The sequence below is a fragment of the Pseudomonas sp. VEM90 genome (assembly GCF_054611535.1).
Window position 1 is genome coordinate 328,998 of record NZ_JBTRAR010000001.1, and the last position, 26,323, is coordinate 355,320.

General features: G+C 60.6%; 27 protein-coding genes and 1 pseudogene. 14 read left to right on the plus strand and 14 right to left on the minus strand.

Annotated features, from left to right (window positions below):
• Window positions 1–32 precede the first annotated feature (32 nt).
• Genes mhpE through ACYCCG_RS01555 form a run of 6 tightly spaced genes read right to left on the minus strand, consistent with a single transcriptional unit; the run spans window position 33 to window position 6,294 of the window.
• Window positions 33–1,043: a 4-hydroxy-2-oxovalerate aldolase gene (gene mhpE / locus ACYCCG_RS01530; protein ID WP_209965219.1), complete on the minus strand. Its 1,011-nt coding sequence runs from the start codon at window positions 1,041–1,043 to the stop codon at window positions 33–35.
• Window positions 1,040–1,972 (minus strand): acetaldehyde dehydrogenase (acetylating), encoded by a 933-nt coding sequence (locus ACYCCG_RS01535; RefSeq protein ID WP_209965216.1) that lies wholly within the window; start codon window positions 1,970–1,972, stop codon window positions 1,040–1,042. The genes mhpE and ACYCCG_RS01535 overlap by 4 nt, the downstream gene beginning before the upstream one ends.
• An 11-nt stretch (window positions 1,973–1,983) precedes the next feature.
• On the minus strand, window positions 1,984–2,778 hold the full coding sequence (gene mhpD / locus ACYCCG_RS01540) for a 2-keto-4-pentenoate hydratase (RefSeq protein WP_209965214.1): 795 nt from the start codon (window positions 2,776–2,778) through the stop codon (window positions 1,984–1,986).
• Window positions 2,779–2,793: 15 nt separating this feature from the next.
• Window positions 2,794–3,657 (minus strand): alpha/beta fold hydrolase, encoded by an 864-nt coding sequence (locus tag ACYCCG_RS01545; RefSeq protein WP_176684713.1) that lies wholly within the window; start codon window positions 3,655–3,657, stop codon window positions 2,794–2,796.
• 17 nt (window positions 3,658–3,674) lie between these two features.
• Entirely contained in the window at window positions 3,675–4,619 is a 945-nt protein-coding gene (gene mhpB / locus ACYCCG_RS01550; RefSeq protein WP_209965213.1) for a 3-carboxyethylcatechol 2,3-dioxygenase, read from the minus strand.
• A gap of 1 nt (window position 4,620) precedes the next feature.
• Window positions 4,621–6,294, minus strand: a complete 1,674-nt coding sequence (locus ACYCCG_RS01555) for a bifunctional 3-(3-hydroxy-phenyl)propionate/3-hydroxycinnamic acid hydroxylase (protein WP_176684715.1) — start codon at window positions 6,292–6,294, stop codon at window positions 4,621–4,623.
• A 317-nt stretch (window positions 6,295–6,611) separates the two neighbouring features.
• Here ACYCCG_RS01555 and ACYCCG_RS01560 point away from each other — a divergent pair, with 317 nt between their 5' ends.
• The 3 genes and pseudogenes from ACYCCG_RS01560 to ACYCCG_RS01570 form a co-directional block, all read left to right on the plus strand.
• Window positions 6,612–7,421 carry a DNA-binding transcriptional regulator gene (locus ACYCCG_RS01560; RefSeq protein ID WP_339442953.1) on the plus strand — a complete coding sequence of 270 codons (810 nt, stop codon included), beginning with the start codon at window positions 6,612–6,614 and terminating at the stop codon, window positions 7,419–7,421.
• A gap of 419 nt (window positions 7,422–7,840) precedes the next feature.
• Window positions 7,841–8,119 carry a sigma factor-like helix-turn-helix DNA-binding protein gene (locus ACYCCG_RS01565; protein WP_348635614.1) on the plus strand — a complete coding sequence of 93 codons (279 nt, stop codon included), beginning with the start codon at window positions 7,841–7,843 and terminating at the stop codon, window positions 8,117–8,119.
• Window positions 8,120–8,152: 33 nt separating this feature from the next.
• Window positions 8,153–8,660 (plus strand): annotated as a pseudogene (locus ACYCCG_RS01570) (helix-turn-helix domain-containing protein); the annotation flags it as partial.
• 72 nt (window positions 8,661–8,732) lie between these two features.
• Here the strand turns inward: ACYCCG_RS01570 and ACYCCG_RS01575 are convergent.
• Window positions 8,733–8,984: an SDR family NAD(P)-dependent oxidoreductase gene (locus ACYCCG_RS01575; RefSeq protein WP_459669220.1), complete on the minus strand. Its 252-nt coding sequence runs from the start codon at window positions 8,982–8,984 to the stop codon at window positions 8,733–8,735.
• 467 nt (window positions 8,985–9,451) lie between these two features.
• Here ACYCCG_RS01575 and ACYCCG_RS01580 point away from each other — a divergent pair, with 467 nt between their 5' ends.
• A complete protein-coding gene (locus ACYCCG_RS01580) occupies window positions 9,452–10,018 on the plus strand; it encodes a methyl-accepting chemotaxis protein (RefSeq protein WP_459669319.1) in 567 nt (188 codons plus the stop codon).
• A 9-nt stretch (window positions 10,019–10,027) separates the two neighbouring features.
• On the opposite strand, the gene ACYCCG_RS01585 is transcribed toward ACYCCG_RS01580, so the two are convergent.
• Complete coding sequence (locus ACYCCG_RS01585; protein WP_459669221.1) at window positions 10,028–11,230, minus strand: Bcr/CflA family multidrug efflux MFS transporter; 1,203 nt, start codon at window positions 11,228–11,230, stop codon at window positions 10,028–10,030.
• Window positions 11,231–11,332: 102 nt separating this feature from the next.
• Between ACYCCG_RS01585 and ACYCCG_RS01590 the strand changes: the two genes are divergently transcribed.
• Window positions 11,333–12,343: an MsnO8 family LLM class oxidoreductase gene (locus ACYCCG_RS01590; protein ID WP_459669222.1), complete on the plus strand. Its 1,011-nt coding sequence runs from the start codon at window positions 11,333–11,335 to the stop codon at window positions 12,341–12,343.
• Window positions 12,344–12,373: 30 nt separating this feature from the next.
• On the opposite strand, the gene hpaR (ACYCCG_RS01595) is transcribed toward ACYCCG_RS01590, so the two are convergent.
• Both hpaR (ACYCCG_RS01595) and hpaA read right to left on the minus strand, forming a co-directional pair.
• Window positions 12,374–12,796 carry a homoprotocatechuate degradation operon regulator HpaR gene (gene hpaR, locus ACYCCG_RS01595; protein WP_176684719.1) on the minus strand — a complete coding sequence of 141 codons (423 nt, stop codon included), beginning with the start codon at window positions 12,794–12,796 and terminating at the stop codon, window positions 12,374–12,376.
• A gap of 183 nt (window positions 12,797–12,979) precedes the next feature.
• On the minus strand, window positions 12,980–13,885 hold the full coding sequence (gene hpaA, locus ACYCCG_RS01600) for a 4-hydroxyphenylacetate catabolism regulatory protein HpaA (protein ID WP_209969769.1): 906 nt from the start codon (window positions 13,883–13,885) through the stop codon (window positions 12,980–12,982).
• A 168-nt stretch (window positions 13,886–14,053) separates the two neighbouring features.
• On the opposite strand from hpaA, the gene ACYCCG_RS01605 reads away from it, so the two are divergent.
• The 8 genes from ACYCCG_RS01605 (at window position 14,054) to hpaI (ending at window position 21,423) form a co-directional block, all read left to right on the plus strand.
• Window positions 14,054–14,725: a fumarylacetoacetate hydrolase family protein gene (locus ACYCCG_RS01605; RefSeq protein ID WP_176684720.1), complete on the plus strand. Its 672-nt coding sequence runs from the start codon at window positions 14,054–14,056 to the stop codon at window positions 14,723–14,725.
• Entirely contained in the window at window positions 14,722–15,489 is a 768-nt protein-coding gene (locus tag ACYCCG_RS01610) for a fumarylacetoacetate hydrolase family protein (protein ID WP_209965201.1), read from the plus strand. Before ACYCCG_RS01605 ends, ACYCCG_RS01610 begins: the two co-directional genes overlap by 4 nt.
• A 5-nt stretch (window positions 15,490–15,494) precedes the next feature.
• Window positions 15,495–16,955, plus strand: coding sequence for a 5-carboxymethyl-2-hydroxymuconate semialdehyde dehydrogenase (gene hpaE / locus ACYCCG_RS01615; protein WP_176684752.1), 1,461 nt, complete (start codon window positions 15,495–15,497; stop codon window positions 16,953–16,955).
• Window positions 16,956–17,046: 91 nt separating this feature from the next.
• Window positions 17,047–17,970 carry a 3,4-dihydroxyphenylacetate 2,3-dioxygenase gene (hpaD, locus tag ACYCCG_RS01620; RefSeq protein ID WP_176684722.1) on the plus strand — a complete coding sequence of 308 codons (924 nt, stop codon included), beginning with the start codon at window positions 17,047–17,049 and terminating at the stop codon, window positions 17,968–17,970.
• A gap of 57 nt (window positions 17,971–18,027) precedes the next feature.
• Window positions 18,028–18,438 carry a 5-carboxymethyl-2-hydroxymuconate isomerase gene (locus ACYCCG_RS01625; RefSeq protein WP_176684723.1) on the plus strand — a complete coding sequence of 137 codons (411 nt, stop codon included), beginning with the start codon at window positions 18,028–18,030 and terminating at the stop codon, window positions 18,436–18,438.
• 43 nt (window positions 18,439–18,481) lie between these two features.
• The gene (locus tag ACYCCG_RS01630; protein WP_176684724.1) at window positions 18,482–19,789 is read left to right on the plus strand and encodes an MFS transporter; all 1,308 of its coding nucleotides are present in this window, start codon (window positions 18,482–18,484) and stop codon (window positions 19,787–19,789) included.
• Window positions 19,790–19,806: 17 nt separating this feature from the next.
• The gene (gene hpaH, locus ACYCCG_RS01635; protein ID WP_176684725.1) at window positions 19,807–20,610 is read left to right on the plus strand and encodes a 2-oxo-hept-4-ene-1,7-dioate hydratase; all 804 of its coding nucleotides are present in this window, start codon (window positions 19,807–19,809) and stop codon (window positions 20,608–20,610) included.
• Between the two features lie 9 nt (window positions 20,611–20,619).
• Entirely contained in the window at window positions 20,620–21,423 is an 804-nt protein-coding gene (hpaI, locus tag ACYCCG_RS01640; RefSeq protein ID WP_209965200.1) for a 4-hydroxy-2-oxoheptanedioate aldolase, read from the plus strand.
• Between the two features lie 64 nt (window positions 21,424–21,487).
• Here the strand turns inward: hpaI and ACYCCG_RS01645 are convergent, their stop codons facing one another.
• The gene (locus ACYCCG_RS01645) at window positions 21,488–22,429 is read right to left on the minus strand and encodes a p-hydroxyphenylacetate 3-hydroxylase reductase component (RefSeq protein ID WP_176684727.1); all 942 of its coding nucleotides are present in this window, start codon (window positions 22,427–22,429) and stop codon (window positions 21,488–21,490) included.
• Window positions 22,430–22,507: 78 nt separating this feature from the next.
• On the minus strand, window positions 22,508–23,677 hold the full coding sequence (locus ACYCCG_RS01650; protein WP_176684728.1) for a p-hydroxyphenylacetate 3-hydroxylase oxygenase component: 1,170 nt from the start codon (window positions 23,675–23,677) through the stop codon (window positions 22,508–22,510).
• A 252-nt stretch (window positions 23,678–23,929) separates the two neighbouring features.
• On the opposite strand from ACYCCG_RS01650, the gene ACYCCG_RS01655 reads away from it, so the two are divergent.
• A complete protein-coding gene (locus ACYCCG_RS01655; RefSeq protein ID WP_176684729.1) occupies window positions 23,930–24,523 on the plus strand; it encodes a TetR/AcrR family transcriptional regulator in 594 nt (197 codons plus the stop codon).
• A gap of 21 nt (window positions 24,524–24,544) precedes the next feature.
• On the opposite strand, the gene hpaR (ACYCCG_RS01660) is transcribed toward ACYCCG_RS01655, so the two are convergent.
• Together hpaR (ACYCCG_RS01660) and tyrS are read right to left on the minus strand one after the other, a co-directional pair.
• Window positions 24,545–24,967: a homoprotocatechuate degradation operon regulator HpaR gene (gene hpaR, locus ACYCCG_RS01660; RefSeq protein WP_176684730.1), complete on the minus strand. Its 423-nt coding sequence runs from the start codon at window positions 24,965–24,967 to the stop codon at window positions 24,545–24,547.
• A gap of 73 nt (window positions 24,968–25,040) precedes the next feature.
• Window positions 25,041–26,270 (minus strand): tyrosine--tRNA ligase, encoded by a 1,230-nt coding sequence (tyrS, locus tag ACYCCG_RS01665; protein WP_209965197.1) that lies wholly within the window; start codon window positions 26,268–26,270, stop codon window positions 25,041–25,043.
• Window positions 26,271–26,323 lie beyond the last annotated feature (53 nt).

The following is a 26,323-nucleotide window of genomic DNA, read 5'->3' on the forward strand; positions in this document are numbered from 1 at the left end:
CGATGGGCCGTGCAGCAGCCCTGTTTCTCGGGTCAGCGCTTGAGCAAATCCAGCGCCACGTCCACGATCATGTCTTCCTGACCCCCTACCATCCTGCGCTTGCCCAGCTCGACGAGGATGTCCACCGCCTTGATGCCGTAGCGGACAGCGGCCAACTCGGCATGGCGCAGGAAGCTCGAGTAGACCCCGGCATAACCCAACGCCAGGGTTTCGCGGTCGACACGCACCGGGCGGTCCTGCAGCGGGCGCACCAGGTCGTCGGCAGCATCCATCAGCGCATACAGGTCGGTGCCGTGGTTCCAGCCCAGCTTGTCGGCGGCCGCGATGAACACCTCCAGCGGCGCGTTGCCGGCGCCGGCGCCCATGCCGGCAAGGCTGGCGTCGATGCGATCGCAGCCCTCCTCCACCGCGGCTATGGAGTTGGCAACGCCCAGGCTGAGGTTATGGTGGGCATGAATGCCGGTGTGGGTGGCCGGGTCGAGCACGGCCTTCACCGCACGGAAACGCGCACGGATGTCGTCCATGTTCATCGCCCCGCCGGAATCCACCACGTAGATGCAGGTGGCGCCGTAGCCCTCCATCAGCTTGGCCTGTTGCGCCAGCCCTTCAGGCGTTTGCATGTGGCTCATCATCAGGAAGCCGACGGTGTCCATGCCCAGCTCACGGGCATGCTCGATATGCTGGCGCGAGACGTCCGCCTCGGTGCAGTGGGTGGCCACGCGCACGATGCGGGCGCCGGCATCGTAGGCGTTCTTCAGGTCGTGGATAGTGCCGATCCCTGGCAGCAGCAGCGTGGCGATCTTGGCGTGGCTGACCGCGTCGGCGGCTGCTTCGATCCATTCGAGGTCGGTGTGGGCACCGAAGCCGTAGTTGAAACTGGAGCCCTGCAAACCATCGCCATGGGCGACCTCGATGGAGTCCACCTTGGCCCGGTCCAGTGCCGTGGCGATGGCGCGCACGTCATCCAGCGAATACTGGTGGCGGATGGCGTGCATGCCATCGCGCAGGGTCACGTCGGAGATGTAGAGTTTCTTGCCGTTCATGCCGAGGCCTCCATTGCTTGCGCCATACGCTCGGCGGTAGCCAGCGCGGCAGAGGTCATGATGTCGAGATTGCCGGCGTAGGCCGGCAGGTAATGGGCGGCGCCTTCGACTTCGAGGAACACCGAGGTTTTCAACCCGGTGAAGGTCCCCTGCCCCGGCAGCTTGAGGTCGCGCACTTCTTCGAACTGCACCTGCTGCTTGAGGCGGTAGCCCGGTACGTAGGCCTGCACCGCAGCGGCCATTTCCTCGATGCTCGCCGCCACCTGCTGCTGGTCGGCGACCTCGCTCAGTACGTACACCGTGTCGCGCATCATCAACGGCGGCTCGGCGGGGTTCATGATGATGATCGCCTTGCCCTTGGTCGCACCGCCGATCACTTCGATGGCCTTGCTGGTGGTTTCGGTGAATTCGTCGATGTTGGCACGGGTACCGGGGCCTGCAGACTTCGAAGCGATCGAGGCAACGATCTCGGCATAGTGCACCTTGGCCACGCGCGATACCGCCGCGACCATGGGGATGGTGGCCTGGCCGCCGCAGGTGACCATGTTGACGTTGGTCGCCTGCAGATGCTGCTCCAGGTTGACCACGGGCACGCAGTACGGGCCAATGGCCGCCGGAGTCAGGTCGATCATGCGCAGGTCGGCCTTGTGCTGGCGCAGCAAGGCGTCGTTCTTCACGTGGGCACCGGCGCTGGTGGCGTCGAAGACGAAATCGATGTCGTTGAACACCGGCAGGCGAGTCAAGCCTTGCACGCCTTCATGGGTGGTGGCCACGCCCATGCGGGCAGCGCGGGCAAGGCCGTCGGAGGCCGGGTCGATGCCGACCATCGCCGCCATTTCCAGGTGCTTGGCATTGCGCAGGATCTTGATCATGAGGTCGGTGCCGATGTTGCCGGAACCGATGATGGCGACTTTGCGTTTGTGGCTCATGTTGTTCTCCGTCACTCGCCGCTGAAGGTCACGCCGACACGGCCCAGGCCGTCGATTTCGGCTTCGAAGTGGTCGCCCGGTGCCACCGCCACCATCGGCCCTAGGGCGCCGGTGAGGATGATGTCGCCGGCCCGCAGTGGCTCGCCCAGGCGCGCCATGGTACGGGCGAGCCACACAGCGGCGTTGAGCGGGTGGCCCAGGCACTCGGCGCCAGTGCCACTGGACACCAGCTCACCGTTGCGGGTCATGCGCATGGCCGCGCCACGCAGGTCGAGGTCATGCAGTTGGCGCGCCGGGCCACCGAGCACGAAACAGCCACTGGAAGCGTTGTCGGCCACGGTATCGGCGAAGCGGATGTTCCAGCCCTGCACGCGGCTACCGACGATCTCCAACGCCGGCAACACATGGCCGGTTGCCGCGATCACGTCGGCGAAGGTGGTCTGGGCACTGGGCAGGTCGTGGGCGAGCACCAGGGCGATCTCGGCCTCGATCTTCGGCTGCATGACGCTGGCATACGGCACGCTTTCGTTGTCGCCGTAGCACATATCGGCGAACAGGCTGCCGAAGTCCGGCTGGTCGACACCCAGTTGCGCCTGCACCTTGGGGTTGGTCAGGCCGATCTTGCGCCCCACCAGACGGCGGCCTTCGGCCAGGGCGTGGGCAACGTTCAGGCGCTGGATGGCGTAGGCCGCCTCGGCGTTTTCCGCGCCGATGGCATCACGCAACGGGGCGATGGCCTCACCCTGCTGTTGGGCGCGGCGCAGGTCGGCGGCCAGGCGCTCAAGGGTTTGCGAATCGATGGTCATGGGATGTACCTCAAATCAGTGCTGAAGGAAGTCCAGCACCAAGCGGTTGAACGTGTCGGCGTGCTCCCACTGCGCCCAGTGGCCGCAGTTGTTGAACACGTGCAGTTCGGAATTGGCAATACCGGCGATCAGGCGCAGGCCTACATCCATCGGCACGAAGCGGTCGTTGCGGCCCCAGACCACTAGGGTCTTGGCCTTGATTTCGCCCAGGCGCGCACTGAAGTCGGGGAACTGCTTGGGGTTGGCGGCCAGGCTGGCGACGAAGTTCTCCAGGTGGTCGCGGCGGCTGAGCATGTTGTCCAGGCGGGTCTGGAACAGTTCCTCGGTGAGGTCGCTTGGGTCGTAGACGAAGACGTTCATCATCTTCTTCAGGTTGTCGATGGTCGGCTCGCGGTACAGGCCGTTGATTAACTTGATGCCTTCGGTGGGCATCGGCACGAACGGGCTGGCGCCACCGGTGCCTCCGCCCATCAGCACCAGTTTGCCGACGCGCTCGGGGTAGCTCAGGGTGAAGGCCACGGCGCTGTGGCCGCCCATGGAGTTGCCGAGGATGTGCACGCGCTCCAGGCCCAGTACGTCGAGCAGGCCCTTGAGTGCAGTGGCGTTGAGGTCCGAGCGCGAGCCACGGTTGACGATCGGGTCGCTCTTGCTCCAGCCCGGGCAGTCCATCAGCACCACGCGGTAACCGGCAGCTAGCAGCGGCTGGATGTTACGGTTGAAGTTGGCCCAGCCACTGGCACCCGGACCGGAACCGTGCAGCATGACCACGGTCTCGGCGCCTTCGCCGAGGTCGTTGTAGTGCAGTTGCAGGTCGAGATCGCCTTCACGGATGCGGGCGAAACGGCTGCTGGCGTTTTCACTGAGAGAGATGTTGGTCATGATGGATCCTCCGTTCATCAGGTAATGGAATGGGCGCTGAGCGAGCCGAAGCCGGCGATCCACTCCGGGATCGGCCGGTAGTAGCGCTCGCTGGCCTGGTAGTCGCCGAACGCAGAGAGCGCAGCGAAGGCCGCTACCCAGGTCTTGACCTCGTGGGTGGACTTGCCGGCCAGCGCCGACAGCTCGACATTGGCCATGGCGTCGAGCTCGCCGAAACGGCGTTGCTCCAGCAGGTCGAGGAAGTGGTTGTCCCAAGTCGGGTTGAGCGGATGCAACGTGTGCTGATCGCGCACGAAACCTTCGGCGGCGCTGATCACACGCTCCTGCCGGGCCTGGCGTTCGTTGGCCGGCAGGTCGCGGCCGCTGCCCATCAGGCGATCGGCCATGCGCGCATCGACATGGGCCAGCTCCGGCACCGGCGGCTGGTGCGACAGGCCACCGGAGCCGAGGAACAGCACACGTTTGCCGGTGCCCCGGGCGAAGCGGCCGATGGCCTCGCCGAGCAGACGGGCGCGAGCGAAGCCTGGCAGTGGCACTGCGACACTGTTGATGAATACCGGGATCACCGGTTTTTCAGCCAGGCCACCGAGCAGAAACTCCAACGGCTGGGCAAACCCATGGTCGACCTGCATGCAGTAGGACACGGCGGCGTCCACCCCGGCTGCCAACACCGCGTCGGCACAGGCATCGGCGAGGTCGCGCGGTACGTCGAGCGGGCCGGCGGCGCTCTGGAAGTCGCCGATGGCGGTGGCGCCCATACCGATGCAGAAGGCCGGCATGACGTCATAGAAGAAGCCGTTGAAGTGATCCGGGGCGAACAGGAACACCAGTTCCGGGTCGAACGCGGCGATGCGCGCACGGGCGGCGCCGATCACCTCATCCACTTCGGCCAGCACGGCTTGCTCCGGATCGACGTAACCCACCAACGGGGTATGCGACAGGCAATGCAGATAAGCGCTCATCTCAAGCCACCTTGGACGCCAGTGGCGCCTGTTGGCCAGCCTGGGGCTGGGCAGCCAATGCGCGCAGCAACGTGTCGCTGGCCTGGCCGATGGTCTGTGGAATGGCCACCGCACCGACGAAACGGTCCGGGCGCAACAGCGCAATCGATAGCGGGTAGCGGCCGAACCAATCCTTGAGGCGGCCGGTGCAATCACCCACGCGAACGACCCCGTCCGGCACTTCAAGCCCTGCCTTGAGCTGGACTTCCGGTAGCACCTGGATGAAGCAGGCACCCAGTGCACGCCAGGCCTGCACCTGGGCGCTGCTCAAGCCCCATAGCGGATCGTTGCCCCAGGCGATGAAGGCGAAGTTGCTACCGATCACGTCATCCAACAGGCGGATGTCACCCGACTCGGTGAGCACCTTGGGCTGGATGAACATACGCCCCACCGGCGAGGCCTTGCTCTTGTTGTCCGGCTCGGTCACCAGTGCGCCTTTGGTGTACTGCGGCATGGGCTTGAAGCGCATTTCCAGGAAGTACCGCTTGACCGCCGGCAGGTAGTTCAGCATCCAGGAAATACCGTCGCGCAAAGCACCTTGCCAGCGCTTGGGCGGCGCCAGCACGTGGCCAGCCAGCACCGACAAATCGATCATCGCCTTGGCGTGGTCACGGCGTTCCTGCTCGTAGGTGTCAAGCAGCGCTTCGCCAGCCAGGCCCTTGACCACCAGGGCTAGCTTCCAGCCCAGGTTGCTGGCGTCACGCATGCCACTGTTGTAGCCCTGACCCTGCCACACCGGCATGATGTGCGCAGCGTCGCCGGCCAGCAGCACCCGCTTGACTCGGAACTGGCTCGCCAGGCGGGCGTTGTGGGTGTACACGCGCTTGCGGATCAGCTCGACGCGGTCCGGGTCCGGCAGCACCTTGGCCAACAGCTTGCGCATGTTCTCAGGCTTGCCCAGCTGTTCTTCGGTCTCACCCGGCATCACCATGAACTCGAAGCGGCGCACGCCGTGCGGCAGCGCCGCCGACACATACGGCCGCACCGGGTCGCAGCACAGGTAGACGTTGGGGGTGCCCAGCGGATCGTTGGCAATGTCGATGACGATCCACTGATTGGGGGCGGTCTTGCCTTCAAAGGCAATGTCCAGGGTGCGGCGGATCAGGCTGTTGCCACCGTCGCATGCCACCAGGTAGCGGGCACGCACGCTTTCCTGGCAGCCTTCCGGGCCATTCATGCGCAGGCTCACGCCCTGCTCGTCCTGCTGGAACTCCACCACATCGCGTGAAAACAGCGTGCGCACATTGGCAAAACGCGCCAGCCCCCTATGTAGCACAGCATCGACCTGTGGCTGGATGAAGGCATTGCGTCGCGACCAGCCAAATTCGTCGGTGGTTGGCTGGATATCGGCGAAGCAGCGCCCCTTCGGCGTCAGGAAGCGCATCGCGTGCCAAGGTGTGGTGTGCGGCAGTACCTGCTCGACCAGGCCAATGGCCTGCACGGTCCGCAGCGACTCGTCGTCGATGCCGATGGCGCGAGGGTAGTCGATCAGCTGGTCGAGCTTCTCGATCTGCAGCACCTGCACCCCAGCCTGGCCGAGATAGTTGGCGATGGCCAGCCCTACCGGGCCGGCACCGATGATCACTACGTCTGCGGTGTAGTCGGTCTGAAAATGATCTGGATGCGGCTTGTTCATTGGTGTAATCCTCGACACTGCCCCACGGCGTCCCCGGCATATTCCAGGCAAGCCGCGACCGTCCTCGCGCAGGCAGGCGCAAGAGGGATGAAGGGGCGTTTTGACTGGTACGGGGTCTAGCGGAATGTCACCACGCTTCGAAGGAGGAAGGCGCAGGCAATGGATAGGGACGGCAGGCAGGCATGGCGCATGTTGTATTCCCCTGTCAGGGCATTTGTAGTTGTTGCGGCGAGTATAGAAATGATGCCGATTGCCCTACAATGAAAAACCGCCTTGTTGTGCACTAAGTGCACATCATTGTTTTATAAGGATTTTTCTTGAATATTGATCGAGACTCCGAGTACAAGATCGTGCGTGGGCTGAGCCGTGGCCTGGCCCTGCTCAACGCCCTCAACCGTCTGGACGGAGGTGCCAGCCCAACGCGCCTGGCCGAAATCACCGGCCTGCATCGCACGACCGTTCGGCGCCTGCTCGAGACCTTGCAGGACGAAGGCTACGTGCGCCGCAGCGAATCCGACGACAGCTTCCGTCTGGCCCTCAAGGTGCGTGAGTTGAGCGAAGGGTTTCGCGACGAACAGTGGATCTCCGCCATCGCCGCACCGTTGCTCGGCGACCTGTTGCAACGTGTGGTGTGGCCGACCGATATCTGCACGCTGGACGTGGACGAGATGGTGGTGCGCGAGACGACGCACCGCTTCAGCCGCCTGTCGTTCCACCGTTCGATGGTCGGACGTCGCCTACCGGTGTTGCAAACGGCAACCGGCCTGGCCTACCTGGCATTCTGCGGCGAGGCGGAACGTGAGCAGATCCTGGCGCTGCTGGCCACCCGCGACGAGCCCGAATGTCAGCTGGCCCGCGACCGTCTGGCGCTGGACAATATCCTGCGCAAGGCACGCCATCGTGGTTACGGCGAGAACTACATGGGTTGGAACCAGGAAGCCAACATAGCCTCCATTGCGGTGCCCCTGTACGACCATGACAGCCAACGACTACTGGGCTGTGTCAGCCTGATCTACATCGCCAAGGCCATGAGCATCGAACAAGCTGCGCAGCGTTATTTGCCAGCCCTACAATCTTTTTCTGAGCAAATCCGGGAGGGCCTCAATGTTGATCCGAAAGTGAACTAAGAATGTCAAAAAGGAACCAGTATGCTGCTTCAGATATCGGCAAGATTTCCGTCGATCTACAGGGAAAATACCAGAATGGCGAGCGGTTACAGTCTTTACACGCTCACCTAAACATCCTTACCGTTTCCGTTACAATCCAGAGCGCTATCACAAGCTGCACGCCATGGCTGTAGACCTCCGGGGTCGCTCTACAAATGCATCGAGATCACATTTGGCAGTAATTCTCAACAACGATATAGTGCCACGCTTCCTGCCCTTTTTATCGTGGTCGCGAGCGTGATTGTCGTGCCGACACGCAGTCAGAAGCTGAAACTCTACCTCGCCGAGGATATGGTCCAGGAGGCCTGGTTGCGCGCTTCAACGATGCCAACGTCGGCCGCGTCGCGCTGCCACAGCCAGTGGGCTACCTGTACCGCATCGTGCGCAACCTGTCCTTCGACCTGAACCGCCGTTTCACAGCGGAAAATCGTCATCCGGCGAACGAGGAAACGCTGCAGGGGTTGCCTTCTGAAGCACCCTCGCCAGAATGCGAAGCGTTGTACAGCGATGAACTGCAGCGCCTGGAAGCCGCTCTGGCACGCCTGTCAATACGCTCGCGCCACGCCTTCGTCATGCATCGCTTGCACGGAATGACCTTCAAGGATATTGCGCAGCGCCTAGTGTGGTGTTTCGCAAGTAACGCTCATATTTCGATCTAGGCTTTCAGTATCAAAAGTGCCCTGGAGCAACATATGAAAACCGGCCGACCTGCCCCCGATTGAGCTGAGCGACGATGAGTACATCGAACTGATTCGTCGCTCCCGACAGCGTAAAGGCCCTGCTGAATCCCGCATTCGCGCTGAAATCATCTTGGCGTGCGCAGGTAGAGAGTCAGGTACCTCGATCGCCCGCAGGCTCGGCATCGGCGTACACATGGTCTCGCGCTGGCGAGTGCGATTCAGTCGGCTGCGGCTAGATGGTTTAAATGATGAACATCGTTCAGGCCGGCCTCGCAGCATTACCGATGAACAAGTACAGGCCGTGGTCAATCAGGCACTGCAATCCAAACCCGAAGATGCCAGTCACTGGGGCTCTCGCTCGATGAGTCAGGCAACCGGGATTTCTCGCGCCCGCGTCATGCGAATATGACATGCCTTCTGGCTCAAGCCTAACCTGGAAAAGACTTTCAAGCTTTCAACCGATCCGCTGTTCGTCGGCAAGGTCCACGACATTGTCGGGCTCTATCTCAACCCGCCAGATATTGAGTACTACCTGTCCACTCATAACGCCAACCCTCGCCTCTTTCGCTGGCATCGAAAGGCCGATGACATCTTAGCGAGCGTCGGCCGTGCAGCCGAGGCTGCCAGGCCGAAAAATATGAGCGTTACTTGCGAAACACCACACTAGATCGCAGATCTGCGCCACACCGCCTATTCGCTGAGCGAGCTGGATGAGTGGCGCCTCTCGCCGCGCAGCAACTATCACCTTTGCGCCCTCGCCAGCGAACCGCTGGGCGATGGCCCAACCGGTCCCTGCCTCCGCCGAAGCCCCCAACACCACGGCAACCTTGTCTCTCAACTGCATAGAATTTCCTCTTACCAAGTAGTTTCAACAATCGTCCAATGGCGCCATGAAGTTTCCCGACGTCGAGAATGGCCATGTGTGCAATGCATTTGCTGTTTTAACAGCTTGGCCAGGAACCACTTGTCTGCTGACGCAGTTGCCTTTACGGAAACTGGCGCGTCCAACTTACGCCAGACAGCTGCGAGTGCAGCGCGGGACAACCTCACCGAGTGGCGGCTAACTATGCTTCGCCCTCCTCCAACGAAACGCAGAGCATCGCAGCAGAAACCAGCCGTCGCATGCAACAACAGGCCGCAGAGATCGAGCAGATGGCTTCTGCACTTCAGGAAATGTCGGCGACCGCTCAGGCTGCGGCTGAAAGTGCGGCACAAGCGGCAGACGCTGCGCGTTATGCCGAGTGTGCCACTGGTAATGGCGCAGAGGTGATCGAGCAATCGGCGCAGGATATCAATGCGCTGGCCACAGGGATGACCGAAGCCATGCAGCGTTTGCAAAGCTTGGCGGCCAGCAGCGAGCGAATCGGGTCAGTGCTTGAAGTGATTCTGTCAATCGCCCGGCAAACCAATCTGCTCGCGCTGAATGCAGCGATCGAGGCAGCCCGGGCTGGCGATGCCGGACGAGGCTTCGCTGTAGTTGCGGACGAGGTTCGGGCATTGGCCCTGCGCACACAGGCCTCAGTGGGTGAGATTGCTGGGTTTATCGACAACCTCCGCGAAGGTACGCATGACCTGACCCAAGCCATGCAGCAGAGCAATGACCAGCCGCACAGCAATGTCGAACAAACGCTCCAGGCACTCGATGCGCTTGACCAGATTCGCCAGGCAGTCTGTACCATTACCGACATGAATACACAGATCGCCTGCGCCGCTGAGCAACAGAGCAGCGTTGCTGAGGAAATCAGCCGAAATGTCGAAGCAGTCAACCAGGTGGTAAGCGCATTGTCAGACCAAGCCGAGCAATCATCTGCCGTCAGCCAGCAATTAAATCATCTTGCCGTTGGTCAGCAGACACTACTCGGCCGGTTTAAGGTTTGAGCCTGGTAATTATGCCGTTCGGCTTTGCTCACCTGTCATTGAGCGCGCTCTGAGCCACAGATAGCAGAAAACCGAACCCGCCCCTGCCGCTGCAATTACCAAGCACATGGGGCGGGGCGAGCCGTCGGCCAAACTCCCTACCAATGCGCTAAATGCCGCACCGAGTGCAAATTGGCTAGCTACCGCAAGCCCAGCTGCGGCACCAGCGTTGGCTGGGAATAGCTTCAGCAAACTTGCCACACAGTTGGCGCCCGTCAAGCCAGTGACACTGACAAACAGCACGACCAGCAGCACGATTCCGGCCAAACCAGGCGCCTCGGTACTTGACATCACCCCCAGCCCGATAGAAGCGACGCTGACGATCGTTGCACCAACGCCAAGCATTGCCTGCGGGCCGAAACGAGTCACCAGACGCGCGTTAATGAGCGTCACTATGATCACTCCGAAAATGTTAAGCCCGAAGAGCCAGCCGTAGCCTTGAGGGGAGACTTCAAAGTACTCAATATACACATACGGCGACGCAGTGATGAAGGCGAACATACCGCCAAACGACAAGCCCATGCACAGGATGTATGCGAGCGCCTGGGAACTCCGCGCGATCTGCCAATAACCTGCCAGGGCGATACCGAGCGTTCCAGCTCGCCGCTCGGCAGGATGAGTCTCGGTTATATAGCGAAAGCTGGCAAGCAGGCATACGGCGGCAAAAGCGAATAACGCGGCAAAGATGCTCCGCCAGCTGTGCAACTGCATCAATACCCCACCTACCAAGGGTGCGACGAGTGTCGCTAACATTGTTACTAGGTGCATGAGCGATAACGTACGTGCTGCCTGACCGATCGAAAAAACATCACGCACTATCGTTCGGGCCAGTACCGACGCAGCAGCTCCACCCAGTGCCTGCAAAAAGCGCCATCCGACCAGTGCTTCGATATTTTCGGCGAACATACAACCAACTGTTGCCCCCAGATACAGTGCCATCCCCCAAATTAGGACCGGCCGCCGTCCGAAGCGATCCGAACAGGGTCCATGAAACAGCATTCCGATGCACAAGCCGGCGAGAAACGCGCCGATGGTGAGCTGGACGCTACTGGCGCTTGCTCCCAGATCAGCCGCAATGGTCGGCAGACTCGGCAGGTACGTGTCGATTGATAGGGGGGCGAACGCCACAAGGGCTGCGAGCAGGACGATCAGGCGACCAGGGTTACTCAACATCTGTGCTCCGTCAGGTGAGATGAATTCGATAACTTCTTAACATTCTGCCTTCAAAACGGCAGAATAGTTAACAATTTAATGACCTCATGATGAGCAATGCCCGTGACCCTGCTCCTGACTGTAATAGACCAATCACCGGTTCATCAGCACCAGACCCTTGTCACTGCACCTGGGCTGTCGCTGGAACTGGCCATCAAATGCGAGCAGCTCGGGTACCACCGCTACTGGCTGGCAGAGCACCACAACAGTATCCAGTTCAGTGGCACGGCGCCGGAGATCCTCCTCACCCGTATCGCCAGCGCTACTCGCAGCATGCGCGTTGGGAGCGGCGGTGTAATGCTGAGCCATTACAGCCCCTATAAAGTGGCGGAGACCTTTGCATTGCTTGGCGGACTTTTTCCTGGTCGGGTGGATCTTGGCATCGGACGCGCACCTGGCGGCGGCACCATGAGCAGCCACGCGCTGGCCATGCCAGGGCGCGTGCCGGATGTCGATCAGTTCCCTGCTCAGGCTGCCATGCTGTGTGCATTTCTGCGAGGCGGCTTCCCCATTGGGCACGGCTATGACGTCCTTACCTTCGATTTGCCGGTCAAGTCGATGCCTTCACTTTGGATGCTGGGCTCTGGCGAGGGAAGTTCCCAACTGGCCGGTCAACTGGGGATGGGCTTGGCGTTGGCGCAGTTCATCACCCCAAATGCCTGCACTCCGCGAATTTTTGACGATCACAGACGGGCATGGCAACGTGCTGGACTTGCCAGCCCTCCTCCCCGTCTTCTAGCAGTCGCGGCTATCTGCGCGAATACGGATGAAGAAGCGCGCTACATCGCCGGCACTGCGGTGTACCGAAAGCTTGGCGCTGGCAAGGCTCCACGCGAGGTTCTCCTCAGCCCAGCCGAGGTGCAGCGACGCTACAGGCAGATGAGCCCAGTTGAACGTGCCAAGTACGATGAAACCTTGGCTGGTATGGTAGTGGGCTCAGCGCAGACCTGCCGGCGCAGGATTAGCGAATTCGCGCGAGATTTCCAATGCGATGAAATTGGCATCGTCACCGTTACCCACCGCTTCGAAGACCGACTACGCAGTTATCAATTGCTGGCGGGAGACCAGCCCTGAGCTTTTGACTGATGAGCCCAGAGCGTGAGCTCAAGGCTCAATGCGTTTTAGCTCGTTAAGCAGTTGCAGTAGTTGTTTGAGCTTATCTTCACCGAATTGCGCCTGAATTCTGCGGTAGTTGGCTTCCATTCCTTCACGCATGGCTTCGAAACTCGCGCGGCCCGAGTGAGTCAGCGTCACGAATACTCGACGTAGATCCTCGGTGCCCTTACGTCTGCACACCAGTCCGTCCCGCTCCAGGCGGCTGAGAACCCCGGTCATGCTCGGCTTTAGGATACAGGCCAAGTGTGCTAGCTGGTGACTTTCCAGCTCACCCTGTTGGTGCAAGATGCGAATAACCCGCCATTGCTGTTCTGTCAGATCGTGCTCATTGAGCAACGGCCGGAAAAATGCCATTGCGGCTTCACGGGCCTGCAGCAAGCTCAGCGTTAGTGAAGGGCGAATCTCGGTCATGAGTAAAGCCTGTGCCTTTTGATTCAATCAATAAGATTAGGAGAATCTGACGAATGCGACAACTGCTGCACTCTATGAAAAGTGCAATCTGTTCCACGGAAAACCCATTTAAGGCCGCCCTGCAAGCTGCGAGCATCGCTATCAAACAACGACAATTCTTGCAGGTATCGTCACGTGGCTACCTCACTGCAACTCCGCCTGCCGCTGCCGATACTCGCCTGGTGTAAGGCCCGCATACCGATTGAAGAAACGGCTGAAATAGGCCGGATCCTTGAAGCCGAGCTGGTAGCAAATTTCATTCACCGAACTGCCGGAGAAAAGCAGCAAGCGCCTGGCCTCCTGCATCAGCCGCTCCAGCACCAGGCGTTTGGATGGCAGATCGGCGACTCGCCTGCAAATGTCGTTGAGCCGCGCTTCAGTGACCCCGATCTGTGCTGCATAGCTCGCCAGTGGCCAGTGCTCAAGGTAGTGCGCCTCGATCAAAGCGTTGAAGCGGTGAAATATCTTCAAGTCTTCATGACGGGCCGGAGTTGCCTCGCGCGAGTTGGGACAAAGCCGCAACAAGCTGATCATGATCAGCCGCGTGAGCGATTGCAACGCCGCATCGCGTCCCGGACTAGAGCCGGCGAACTCATCGCTGAGAGCCTCCAGCCATATTTCCAGGCGCCGCGCCTCGGCATGATCCGCCGCCGGCACCTTGGTCAGCGCCACGCAAGCAGGCCGCACCTGCATTCCCGCCGGCAACAGGCTGGCATCTGCCTCGATCAATTGCCAAACCAACTGCTGGCGTACCGTGAGTACATGCCCGTCGCTGTCCGGATCGGTGACGAAAGAGTGAGTCACGGTCGGAGGCGTAAGGAAGAACATCGGCCCCGATTCGATGAACTGCTGGTCGTCCAGATACACCCGCACAGTGCCAGACTTTACGTAGTGCACTTGAAAGAAGCGATCGTGGCGGTGCACCGGCATGTTGCGCCCAAAAAATCCGGCGAGGTTGCCAAGCCGGTCGTGATGCACCTCGCTCTCGCTGTAGCGCTGGTCGTAAACCTGACCGATGTTGATGTTCGGAATGGGATGCCGATTGCTCATTGCTGGTTGTCCGCCAATGACTTGACCCGAGTTGCCAAGGCTCATGGTGCACCCGCCAAGCGGGAGCTACAAGGGAAGCCTTGACCATTGTTAACATATTAACTATAACATTAACACATTAACGATATTCGGAGCAGCAGCCTGCTCCACCACTGCCAGGAGAAAAGCATGAGCCATGCGTTGCATGACGTTGCGAACGGCACCGTGTTCGGCGTTGCGCTGAACTACAACGGTCTGCTAGAGCAGCGTCTGGCCGAGTTCGAAAAGCCGCCGTACAAGCAGGCGCCAGTCAAGCCGGTGCTCTTCATCAAGACGCCGAACACCCGCAATGCCCACGGTCGCAATGTGATCCACCCAGCCGGTGAACGCTTGCAACCAGGTCCAGCCCTGGGCGTGGTGATCGGCAAAGACGCCACCCGGGTGAGTGCCGCCGATGCGATGACCCATGTGGCCGGCTTCACCATCGTCAACGAGTACAGCCTGCCGGAAGACAGCTACTACCGTCCGGCGGTCAAGGCCAAGTGCCGCGATGGCTTCTGCGCCATTGGTCCCGACCTGATCCCGGTTTCCGCAGTCACCGACCCGCACCAGCTGACCCTCAAGCTCTATGTGAACGGCGTCGTGATGCAGGAAAACACTACCGCCAACCTGGTGCGCAGCATTCCGCAGTTGATTGCAGAATTGAGCGAGTTCATGACCCTGCACGCTGGGGATGTACTGATTACCGGCACCCCGGAGGGCCGTGTCGACGTCCATCCCGGTGACCTCGTCGAAGTCGAGATCACCGGCCTTGGCCGTCTGGCCAACACCATCGTTGCAGAGCCGGGGGAGCCAGCATGAAACACGCGCGTATCCGTTATGAAGGCAGCGTCCATGCTGTTACCGTCGAAGCCGACACCACCGTTCGCCTGGCCGACGGTCGAATGCTCGATGAAAGCCAGTTCGAGTGGCTGCCACCGGCAAACGGAAGCATGTTCGCCCTCGGCTTGAACTATGCCGACCACGCCAAGGAGCTCGCCTTCGCTCCGCCCACCGAGCCGCTGGCGTTTATCAAGTCCCCCGGCACCTACACCGGACACAACCAGGTCACCTGGCGCCCGGACAACGTCGAGTACATGCACTACGAGTGTGAGCTGGTTGCTGTCATAGGCAAGCCGGCGAAGAACGTCAAGCGCGAGAACGCCTTGGAGTACGTGGCCGGGTACACCGTGTGCAACGACTACGCCATCCGCGACTACCTGGAAAATTACTATCGCCCCAACCTGCGGGTGAAGAACCGCGACGCCACCACGCCCGTTGGCCCGTGGGTCGTCGACGCAGCCGAAGTGCCAGATGTGAGCAACCTGAAACTACGCACCTGGATCAACGGTGAGCTGAAGCAGGAAGGCACCACGGCGGACATGATCTTCGACATTCCATACCTGATCGAATACTTCTCCAGCTTCATGACCCTGCAACCAGGCGACATGATCGCCACTGGCACGCCAGAGGGCTTGGCCGACGTGGTACCGGGCGACGAAGTGGTGGTGGAAGTGGAAGGCGTCGGACGCCTGGTCAACCGCATCGTCAGCGAAGCTGACTTCTTCAAGAACAACAAGGCATGAGCAGCATGATCAAACATTGGATCAACGGCCGTGAGGTCGAAAGCAAAGACACCTTCGTCAACTACAACCCTGCCACGGGCGAAGCCATCTGCGAAGTCGCCAGCGGCGGCGCCGAGGAAGTGGCTCAAGCTGTGGCCGCGGCAAAGGAAGCGTTCCCCAAGTGGGCCAACACCCCCGCCAAGGAACGTGCCCGCCTGATGCGCAAGCTCGGTGAGTTGATCGACCAGAACGTTCCGAAGCTGGCGGAATTGGAGACCCTCGACACCGGCCTGCCGATCCACCAGACCAAGAACGTACTGATCCCGCGTGCCTCGCATAACTTCGACTTCTTCGCCGAAGTCTGCACTCGCATGGACGGCCACACCTACCCGGTGGACGACCAGATGCTCAACTACACCCTGTACCAGCCGGTCGGCGTGTGCGGTCTGGTGTCGCCGTGGAACGTGCCGTTCATGACCGCCACCTGGAAGACCGCGCCGTGCCTGGCTCTGGGCAACACTGCGGTACTGAAGATGAGCGAACTGTCGCCGCTGACTGCCAACGAACTGGGCCGCCTCGCGGTCGAGGCCGGCATCCCGAATGGCGTGCTCAACGTGATCCAGGGCTACGGCGCCACGGCTGGCGACGCCCTGGTGCGTCACCCGGACGTTCGCGCGATCTCCTTCACCGGTGGCACCGCTACCGGGCGCAAGATCATGCAGACCGCGGGCCTGAAAAAATACTCGATGGAACTGGGCGGCAAGTCGCCAGTGGTGATCTTCGAAGACGCCGATCTGGACCGCGCCCTGGACGCCGCTCTGTTCACCATTTTCTCGCTCAATGGTGAGCGCTGCACTGCCGGCAGCCGCATCTTTATCCAGGAAAGCGTGTACCCGCAGTTCGTCGCTGAGTTCGCAGCCCGCGCCAAGCGCCTGATTGTTGGTGACCCAACCGATCCGAAGACCCAAGTCGGCTCGATGATCACTCAGGCGCACTACGACAAGGTGACTGGCTACATCAAGATCGGCATGGAGGAAGGCGCGCGCCTGGTCGCGGGCGGCCTAGAGCGCCCGGCAAACCTGCCGGCACACCTTTCCAAGGGGCAGTTCATTCAGCCTACTGTGTTCGCTGATGTGAACAACAAAATGCGCATTGCCCAAGAAGAAATCTTTGGCCCAGTAGTCTGCCTTATCCCATTTAAAGACGAAGCCGAAGCGTTGCAACTGGCCAACGACACCGAGTACGGCCTGGCCTCCTACATCTGGACCCAGGACATTGGCAAGGCTCATCGCCTGGCCCGCAGCATTGAAGCCGGCATGGTGTTCATCAACAGCCAGAACGTGCGCGATCTCCGTCAGCCGTTCGGTGGTGTGAAGGGCTCGGGCACCGGCCGCGAAGGTGGACAGTACAGCTTCGAAGTGTTCGCCGAAATCAAAAACGTCTGCATTTCCATGGGTAGCCACCACATCCCGCGCTGGGGCGTGTGACTTTTAACCCAACGCGCCGGGCGGGCCAATGTTCTGACGACAACCTGATCCGCTCAGCGCCGCGGGATCTCCAACAATAAGGAGTCTGATCATGGGTAAAGTGGCCCTAGCGGCAAAGATCACTCACGTGCCCAGCATGTACCTGTCGGAAATCCCTGGCCCTCGCCAGGGATTTCGCCAGGCCGCGATCGACGGGCATTACGAGATCAGCCGCCGCTGCCGTGAGCTGGGTGTGGACACCATCGTCGTGTTCGACACCCACTGGCTAGTCAATGCCAACTACCACATTCTGTGTGGCGAGCACTTCCAGGGGGTATACACCTCCAACGAACTGCCTCACTTCATCAGCAACATGGCCTATGAGTTCCCTGGCAACAAGGACCTGGGCCTGATCTTGAGCGAAGCCTGCAATCGCTTCGGCATCGAGACCATGGCCCACCACGCCACTACTTTGGGGCCTGAATATGGCACCCTTGTCCCGATGCGCTACATGAACCAGGACCAGCACTTCAAAGTGATTTCGGTCTCGGCGCTGTGCACATCGCACTACCTGGCCGACAGCGCCCGTCTCGGCTGGGCCATGCGCAAGGCAGTGGAAGACCACTACGACGGCACCGTGGCGTTCTTTGCCAGTGGCTCGCTTTCCCACCGCTTCGCCCAGAACGGCCAGGCGCCAGACTTTGCCACCAAAGTCTGGAGCCCGTTCCTCGAAACTCTGGATCACCGTGTGGTGAAAATGTGGGAGAACGCAGAATGGGAAGCGTTCTGCGGGATGCTTCCTGAGTACGCGGCCAAAGGCCACGGTGAAGGGTTCATGCACGATACGGCGATGCTGCTGGGTGTACTCGGCTGGTCGAAGTACGACGGTAGGGCTGAGGTGGTGACCCCGTACTTCGGTTCATCGGGTACCGGGCAGATCAACGCTATCTTCCCGATCACGCCTCAGGACGGCTCGGCGATACCGCCTGCGCAAGCAGCAAATCCGGCGGGTGTGGTTTCCACCAGCCGACTCTGACCCATTTGCCAGGCCACCGCTTGGCGGCCTGGTGCCCTCGCCACAAGGAAGCACCTCATGCCACACCTGGTTCTGCTCTACACCCCCGACCTGGAAGCCGATGCCGATATCCCCGGCCTGTGCCGCGCCCTCGCCGACTGCATGCTCGAACAGCACGACGAAACCGGCAAGTCGGTCTTCCCAACCGGTGGAACCCGCGTACTTGCCTACCCTGCCGCCCATTGCGCAGTGGCAGACGGTAACGGCGACTACGGGTTCATGTACGCCAACCTGCGCATGGGCAGTGGCCGAAGCCCCGCCGTACATAAAACGGTCGGCGATAGCCTGCTGCAGGTTTTAAAGCAGCGTCTGGATGCACTGCTGCTGCAGCGGCCGATTGGCATCACCCTGCAGATCGACGAAAGCGCTCAGCAAGTCTATGACGCCAAACACAGCACCTTGCACCCGCTATTCAATCGCCCGGCCTGATTTCAGGCCGCCCGTTGCTTCATCACACAACAAGTACAAAAAAATGAGCACACTCGAACATGCCTCTCCGGCCCACACTCAGGCCGAACTGGCCGACGCGACCCACCGCGCGGTCACCTGGCGGCTGATGCCGTTGCTGCTGATCTGCTACCTGTTCGCCCACCTCGACCGCATCAACATCGGCTTTGCCAAGATGCAGATGAGCCAAGACCTGCAGCTGTCCGACACGGTCTACGGGCTGGGCGCCGGGCTGTTTTTCATTGCCTATGCATTATTCGGCGTGCCTAGCAATCTGATGCTCGAGCGCATCGGCCCACGCCGCTGGATCGCCACGCTGATGGTGGTATGGGGGGCGCTGTCGGCCAGTATGCTACTGATCGAGAGCAGCAGCGCTTTCTACCTGCTGCGCTTTGCTCTGGGTGCCGCAGAGGCTGGTTTCTTTCCGGGCATCCTGGTCTACCTCAATCGTTGGTACCCCGCCGGACGCCGAGCCCAGGTCACCGCATTGTTCGCCATCGCCGTGCCGCTTGCCGGGGTGGTTGGCGGGCCGTTGTCAGGGGCGATCCTGTCATTCATGCACGACGCAGCTGGTCTGCGTGGCTGGCAGTGGATGTTCCTACTCGAAGGCGCGCCAGTGATCCTACTGGGCTTGTTGGTGCTGGCTGCACTGCCTGAACGCTTCGAGCTGGTGCACTGGCTCGACGACCGGCAGAAGGCTGCATTGCGCGCCCAGTTCGGCAGCGAAGAGCAGCGCAAAACCGTGACATCCTTGGGCGGCGTCTTTTCCAGCCCGGCGATCTGGCTGCTGGTGGCTGTGTACTGCGCTGTGATGCTGGCAGTCAACACGTTGGCCTTCTGGATGCCCAGCCTTATTCATGGTGCTGGCATCGGCAGCGACGCGAGCGTCGGTATGCTCAGCGCCCTACCTTACCTGGCTGGCTGCGTGTTCATGCTCGCGTGCGGCCGCTCCAGCGACCGCCAGCGCGAGCGCCGCTGGCATCTGTGCGTGCCGCTTCTGATGGCCGCAGCCGGTATCGGCATCACCGGCCTGGCCCCGCAGCAACCTTGGCCAGTATTGGGCGGGTTGGTGTTGGCGGGCATGGGAGCCAGCGCGGCCTTGCCGATGTTCTGGCAGTTACCACCAGCGTTCCTCAATGCTCGCACCCAGGCTGCCGGTATTGCCCTGATCAGTTCACTGGGCAGCATCGCCTCGTTCGCGGCGCCCTATTTCATCGGATGGGTGCGCGACACCACGCAAAGTGCAAGTCTCGCGCTCTACGCGCTCGCCTGCTTCATCACCCTAGGTGGCCTGCTGGTGCTGCGCACCCGGGCCGCCATCGTCAACCCTTGAACACAGAGATTGTCACCATGCTTGATAACGCTTTCATCCAGCAGGCCGCCGAACGCCTCGACCAAGCAGAGCGCTCGCGCGAGCAGATCCGCCAGTTCTCCATTGAGCAGCCAGCGATTACCATCGAAGACGCTTACGCCATCCAACGCGCCTGGGTAGCCAAGAAGATCGCTGCTGGCCGCAAGCTGGTAGGACACAAGATCGGCCTGACCTCACGCGCCATGCAGGTATCTTCGAACATCACCGAACCCGACTATGGCGCCCTGCTCGACGACATGTTGTTCGACGAAGGAAGCGACATCCCCTTTGATCGTTTCATCGTGCCACGGGTAGAGGTAGAGCTGGCGTTCATCTTGGGCAAACCACTCAAGGGCCCCAACGTCACCGTTTTCGATGTAATGGAAGCCACTGAGTGGGTGATCCCGGCACTGGAGATCATCGACGCCCGTATCCAACAAGTCGACCCGCAGACCCAAGTCACCCGCAAGGTGTTCGACACCATCTCCGACAACGCCGCCAATGCTGGTGTGGTCATGGGGGGGCGGGCAGTGCGCCCCACAGACATAGACCTGCGCAAGGTGCCGGCTGTGCTGTACCGCAATGGCGTGATCGAGGAGTCCGGTGTGAGTGCCGCGGTGCTCAACCACCCAGCCAAAGGTGTCGCCTGGCTGGCCAACAAACTGGCGCCGTACGACGTCACCCTGCAGCCTGGCCAGATCATTCTCGGTGGTTCGTTCACTCGCCCTGTAGCCGCTCGTCCTGGAGACACCTTCCACGTCGACTACGACATGCTTGGCTCAATCGCCTGCCGCTTCATCTGAGGACTGACCATGGACATGCCTATCAACCATTTCAAAAAACGCCTGCGCAGCGGCCAGGCTCAGATCGGCCTATGGCTCGGCCTGGCCGATGCCTATTGCGCCGAACTGGCCGCCAATGCCGGCTTCGACTGGCTGCTCATCGATGGTGAACATGCACCCAACGACCTGCGCGGCATGCTCGCGCAGTTACAGGCAGTGGCGCCCTACCCTAGCCAGGCCGTGATACGTCCAGTGGTCGGCGATACCGCATTGATCAAGCAAGTGCTGGATATAGGTGCTCAAACCCTTCTGGTACCGATGGTCGAAAGCGCCGAGCAGGCGCGGCAACTGGTCAAAGCCGTGCACTACCCGCCGACCGGCGTACGAGGCGTGGGCAGTGCATTGGCGCGGGCGTCGCGCTGGAACAGCATCGCCGGCTACTTGGACCACGCGGACGCGCAGATGTGTCTGCTGGTGCAAATAGAGAACAAGGAAGGCCTAGCCAACTTGGACGAAATCGTCGCAGTGGACGGGGTCGATGGCGTGTTCATCGGCCCTGCTGACCTCAGTGCTGCCCTGGGCCACCGTGGTAATCCAGGGCACCCTGAAGTGCAGGCAGCGATCGAAGATGCCATTGTGCGCATCGGTAAGGCCGGCAAAGCGGCAGGCATTCTCAGCGCCGACGAGAAGTTGGCTCGTCGTTATATCGAACTGGGTGCAGCCTTTGTCGCAGTCGGCGTCGATACCACCGTGCTCATGCGCGGACTGCGGGACTTGGCGGGCAAGTTCAAGGATACACCTGCGGTGAACAGTACCGGCGACGGTGTCTACTAAGTCTTCGCTACCACTGAAAACGACAACGGCGCCCGATAGGCGCCGTTGTCGTTCAAGGCCATTCTCACATCTGGATTATGGCTTTGAGGACGGTCTTGAAGGTATCCAACTGCTCTGCACTGAATTGCCCGAACACCTTATCCTGCTGCTCCTGGGCAATGCCCCACAACGCTTCGGTTTCATCCACCCCTTTTTCAGACAGCCGCACACGGCCGTCGTCGTCAGCGATCAACCCCTTGCGCTTGAGGTTGGCTACGGCCTCTTCGATCTCACGCACGGGCATCGCCACTTCGCGCTGCAGGTCGCTCACGCTGAGTCCAGCATCGTTCTCCAGCACCATCAACATGCGCGCTTCGCTAGTGCGCAGGCCGGTGCACAATTGGCGTGGCTGATAGTCGGCTTGGTAGGCACGCAAGGCCTGAGTCATCAGGTAGTACAGGTTGTGCTGCAGACGACCCTGGAAGTGACTGCTCGGCGCCTGCCCTTCGGCCCGTTGGGTCATGCGGGTGTGCGGAAGCACCATCGAGTAAGCACCTTGGTGATACAACAGCGGCGAGCGACCGAAGTCATCGAAGGCCACAACCTTACCGACCAGAATCCAGTGATCGCCGCCGTCCAGTTGCTGAAACTTTTCACACTGGAAGCGCGCCGAACAGTCGGCGAACAGCGGCGCACCACCGGCCCCCTCCTCGTAGTCAATGCCGGCGAAACGATCTTCCTTGGGACGCGCGAAATTGTTGGACAGGTCGATCTGATCAGCCGCGAGGATGTTCACAGCAAAATGTGAAGCTTCCTCGAAAACCTCGTGGCTGGTGGAACGTTTGTCGATGCTCCAGAGAATTAGTGCAGGGTCCAGTGACACCGAGTTAAAGCTGTTAGCTGTGACGCCAACTTTGCGGCCACTCGGCCCGGCTGCGGTGACCACGGTCACGCCAGTAGCAAAATTACCCAAGGCACGGCGGAAGGCACGGGTATCGAAATCGGTCACAGAGGTTGAATTGGACATGCAAGACTCCCGGGCAGGCCGAACGGGCCTGCCACTGTTTGTTGTTGTGGTTGTTGTGGGGGATCAGCCGCTTGGCGATCAAACCATCGCCGGGTCAGGCTCTAGCCCCATCAGTTCGCGGCCAAGGATCTGCGCACAGACGTCATAGTCGGTGTAGGCATGTGCACCGGTCATGTGCGAATCACGGAACAGTCGCTGCAGTTCGTTGGTCTCGAACCAAGCGCCGCCACCGGCTGCTTCCATCAGGCGATCGACCGCCTGGATGCACATTTTCACCGCGTAGCCTTGGTTGGTGCGCCAAAACGCCAAGGTGGCGCGCGATGGGTATTCATGACGTTCGCTGTACTCCGCGATCTCGTCCCAGCTCTTTTCCAGCAACGCCCGTGCGGCAGCAACTTGGTGGGTGGACTCAGCCAGGCGCATCAGGGCTGGCGTGGCTGCACCGACCGCCGCACCGGTGTAGGCACGCACGCGGTTGCGCGTTTTTTCGCGGAACACTTCCAGCATGCGCTCAGCAATGCCCAGGCTGACGGTAGAGAAACCGCTTGCGAAGTAAGGGCGATATGGAGCGAAGAAAATCTTGCTGTCTGGGTACATACCGAAGCCGGCGGACTTGCCTTCCATCATGTCCTTGGCCTTCTGGATACGGTGCTCGGGCACGAAAGCGTCGCGTACGATAAGCGTCTTGCTACCACTGCCACGCATGCCCACCGCATACCAGTCATCACGGATTTCATAATCGCTGCGAGGCAATACAGCGAAGCAGTAATCCTGAGAACCTTCGGCGTTAGGGCGACGGAAGCCCAATATCGCCCACTCGGCGTGATCGCAGCCGGAGCTCCAGCCCATTTCGCCACTGAAAGTCACACCACCTTCCACCTCTTCGGTGCGGCCGAAAGGCGCGATGCTGCTGCTGGCCGTGGCGTCCGGGTTGCTGCCCCATACATCCTGCTGCAACTTTGCCGGGAACATCGCCATCTGGTGGCTATGGGTGCACAGCAGGCTCATAGCCCAAGCGGTGCTGGCGCACGCGCCGGCCAGCAAAGCGATGCACTGGGCGAACTGCGGCAAGGAAATTTCCAAGCCACCGTACTGCTTAGGCAGAAAAGCGCGATGCATGCCGATACTCTTCAGCAAGGCGATGTTCTCTGCTGGAACACTGCGGTCATGCTCAGCCTTAAAGGCATTGGCAGCAATGGCCGGCAGGATGGCTTTGAGGTCTTCCAGCAAAGGATTTGGCTTTTTCATGAACGGTCTCTTTATTATTGGATAACCAGCGTGCAACCCTCTGTGCGGCAGCGGGCAGCCGAATAGTCTCAATGACGCGTTCAGTATGTGGCGGTGGCAGTTGTCGAGAAATGCACGTTACGAGGGGAAAATTGCACTTTCCATGGTATCGCCCCCTGCTTCGCTTCGAAGCGATTGACCCCTGCTCCAGTCGCCACCACAATCCCCTCGAAGCGCGCGTGGCCTACCCGCGCCATTGATGGAGTGACCTCGTTGAAAGCGCTTTCCCCCTCTGCGGCACGTATTTGCGACGCCGCTGTCGGCCACTTCGCGGCATTCGGTTACGACGCCTCCTCGTTGAATGAGATCGCTCAACTGGCAGGCATGCGTAAAGCCTCGCTCTACGCGCACTTCGCTAACAAGGATGCTTTGTTCCTAGAAGCATTTCAGCGGGCACTGGAAGTTGAAACCCGTTTCGTCGAGAGCGCTTTTCGAGAGGAGGCGGCGGGCGCTGTGGCACCTGGGCACTGGCTTGTGCTTCACCTCGCCGAGCGCTACCGAGAGTCGCAGAACCTGCGTTTCATCCTGCGCACAGCGTTTCTGCCTCCGGTCGATATCAAGGTGGCTGTCACCTCAGGGTTCGAGCGATATCTGGACGGCGTACGCGAAGGTTTTTGCCAAGCGCTCCATGCGCGCTACAGCTGGGCTGACTTGGCAAGCACTCGCCTGGAGGTCTATGCCGATGCCTATCTGGGCATCATCGACAGCCTGCATGTGGAACTGATGTACGCCGACCCCGCCGTCTATGCACGACGTGCGGCATCGCTATTGAAAATCCTTGACGACTCATTGTCGCTGAACCACTGAGGCGAGGGCCAGTCACGCGGCTTAAGGCTTGATCCTCTTCATCTCTTCGAGCAGTCGGGTCAGTTGCTGAAGCTTTTCCTCGCCGAACTGACTCAGGATCTTGTCATAGTTGCGGCCCATTTCCTCGCTCATGGCCAAAAACACCTGTTGTCCCTTGACCGTGAGGTTGATGAACACCCTCCGCTGGTCTTCAGAAGACTTGCGCCGTGCGACAATACCGTCGCGCTCAAGGCGCTTGAGCACGCCGCTCATGCTCGGTTTGAGAATACAGGCAAGCTCTGCCAACTGATGGCTTTCCAACTCACCCTGCTGACGCAGGATACGAATGACTCGCCATTGCTGTTCGGTTAGCTCGTGGGCGTTCAGCGCAGGGCGGAAGAACGCCATGGTGGCTTCGCGAGCCTGCAGTAGCGTCAGCGTAAGTGAGGGTCGTGGCGTGGTCATGCGTGCTTCGAGCTCGTCGATAAAAAGCGTGCCGGCGAGTATGCCAGCACGCGCTCATTAATACATTAATCAATTACTCGATAAGCAGGTGGTAATGGCGCTTCTTGCCCAAGCTGACACGCCATTGTTGCTGGCCAGGTGGTAGATCGGCGTCCACTGATTGCACCACCTCACCATCCAGGCGCAAGCCACCGCCCTGCGCCAGACGCCTTGCCGCACCACGCGACGGTTGCAGGCCGGCCTGCACAAGTACCTCAGCCAGGCTCGGGATTTGCAGCGCGCTGCGAGCCACGGTAATGGTGGTCAATCCATTGCCAATACCCTCCCCGTACACGCCGCTGGCAGCCTCTCGCGCAGCATTCGCTGCCTCAGCGCCGTGCGCCAATGCAGTCACCCCATCGGCCAGCAGGGCCTTGGCTTGGTTCAAGGCCGCACCACCCTCGCGCGTGAGTTCGGCGATCCGCTCCAGCGAAAGTTCAGTAAACAGGGCCAGAAAGCGCGGTACGTCCCGATCGTCGCAATTACGCCAGAACTGCCAGAAGTCGAAACTCGGCAAGCGACGCTCGTCAAGCCATATTGCGCCGTTGAGCGACTTGCCCATCTTTTTGCCATCGCTATTGGTCAACAATGGCATGGTCAGACCGAACAACTGACGTTGATCACGGCGCCGGGCCAGCTCGACGCCGTTGATGATGTTGGCCCACTGGTCGGCACCGCCCAGTTGCAGGGTGCAGTCGTGCAGGCGAGCCAGCTCGGTAAAGTCATGGGCCTGCAGCAGGGTATAACCGAACTCTAGAAATGACAGCGAGTGTTCCCGATCCAAGCGTTGCCGCACCGAGTCAAACGTCAACAGACGATTAATCGAGAAGTACCGCCCGACCTGGTCGAGGAATTGCAGATAGCCGATACCATCGAGCCACTGCGCGTTGTCGACCACGAAGCCCGCGCCCTCACCCAAATGCAGGTAGCGCCCGAAAGTCCGCGTGATGCCGGCGATATTGGCCTGAATCTGCGCCTCATCGAGTATCGGTCGGCTCTCGTCCCGGAAGCTTGGGTCACCGATACGCGTTGTCGCGCCACCGATCAGCAGGATCGGACGGTGCCCGGCCTTCTGCAGCCAGCGCATTAGCATCAAACCCTGCAGGTGGCCGACATGCAGGCTGTCGGCTGTGGCATCAAAGCCCAAGTAGAACGTGCGCGGTCCTTCCTGCAAATGTGTGCGCAATCCTTCGAGGTCCGTGCTTTGGTGAATGAAGCCCCTGGCTTGCAGGTGGCCTATCAGATCGTAATGTTGGTCGCTCATGACAACTCCTGGGTGAAGCCCGAGGAGCGAGACACACGTCCAGCCGCCTCGGG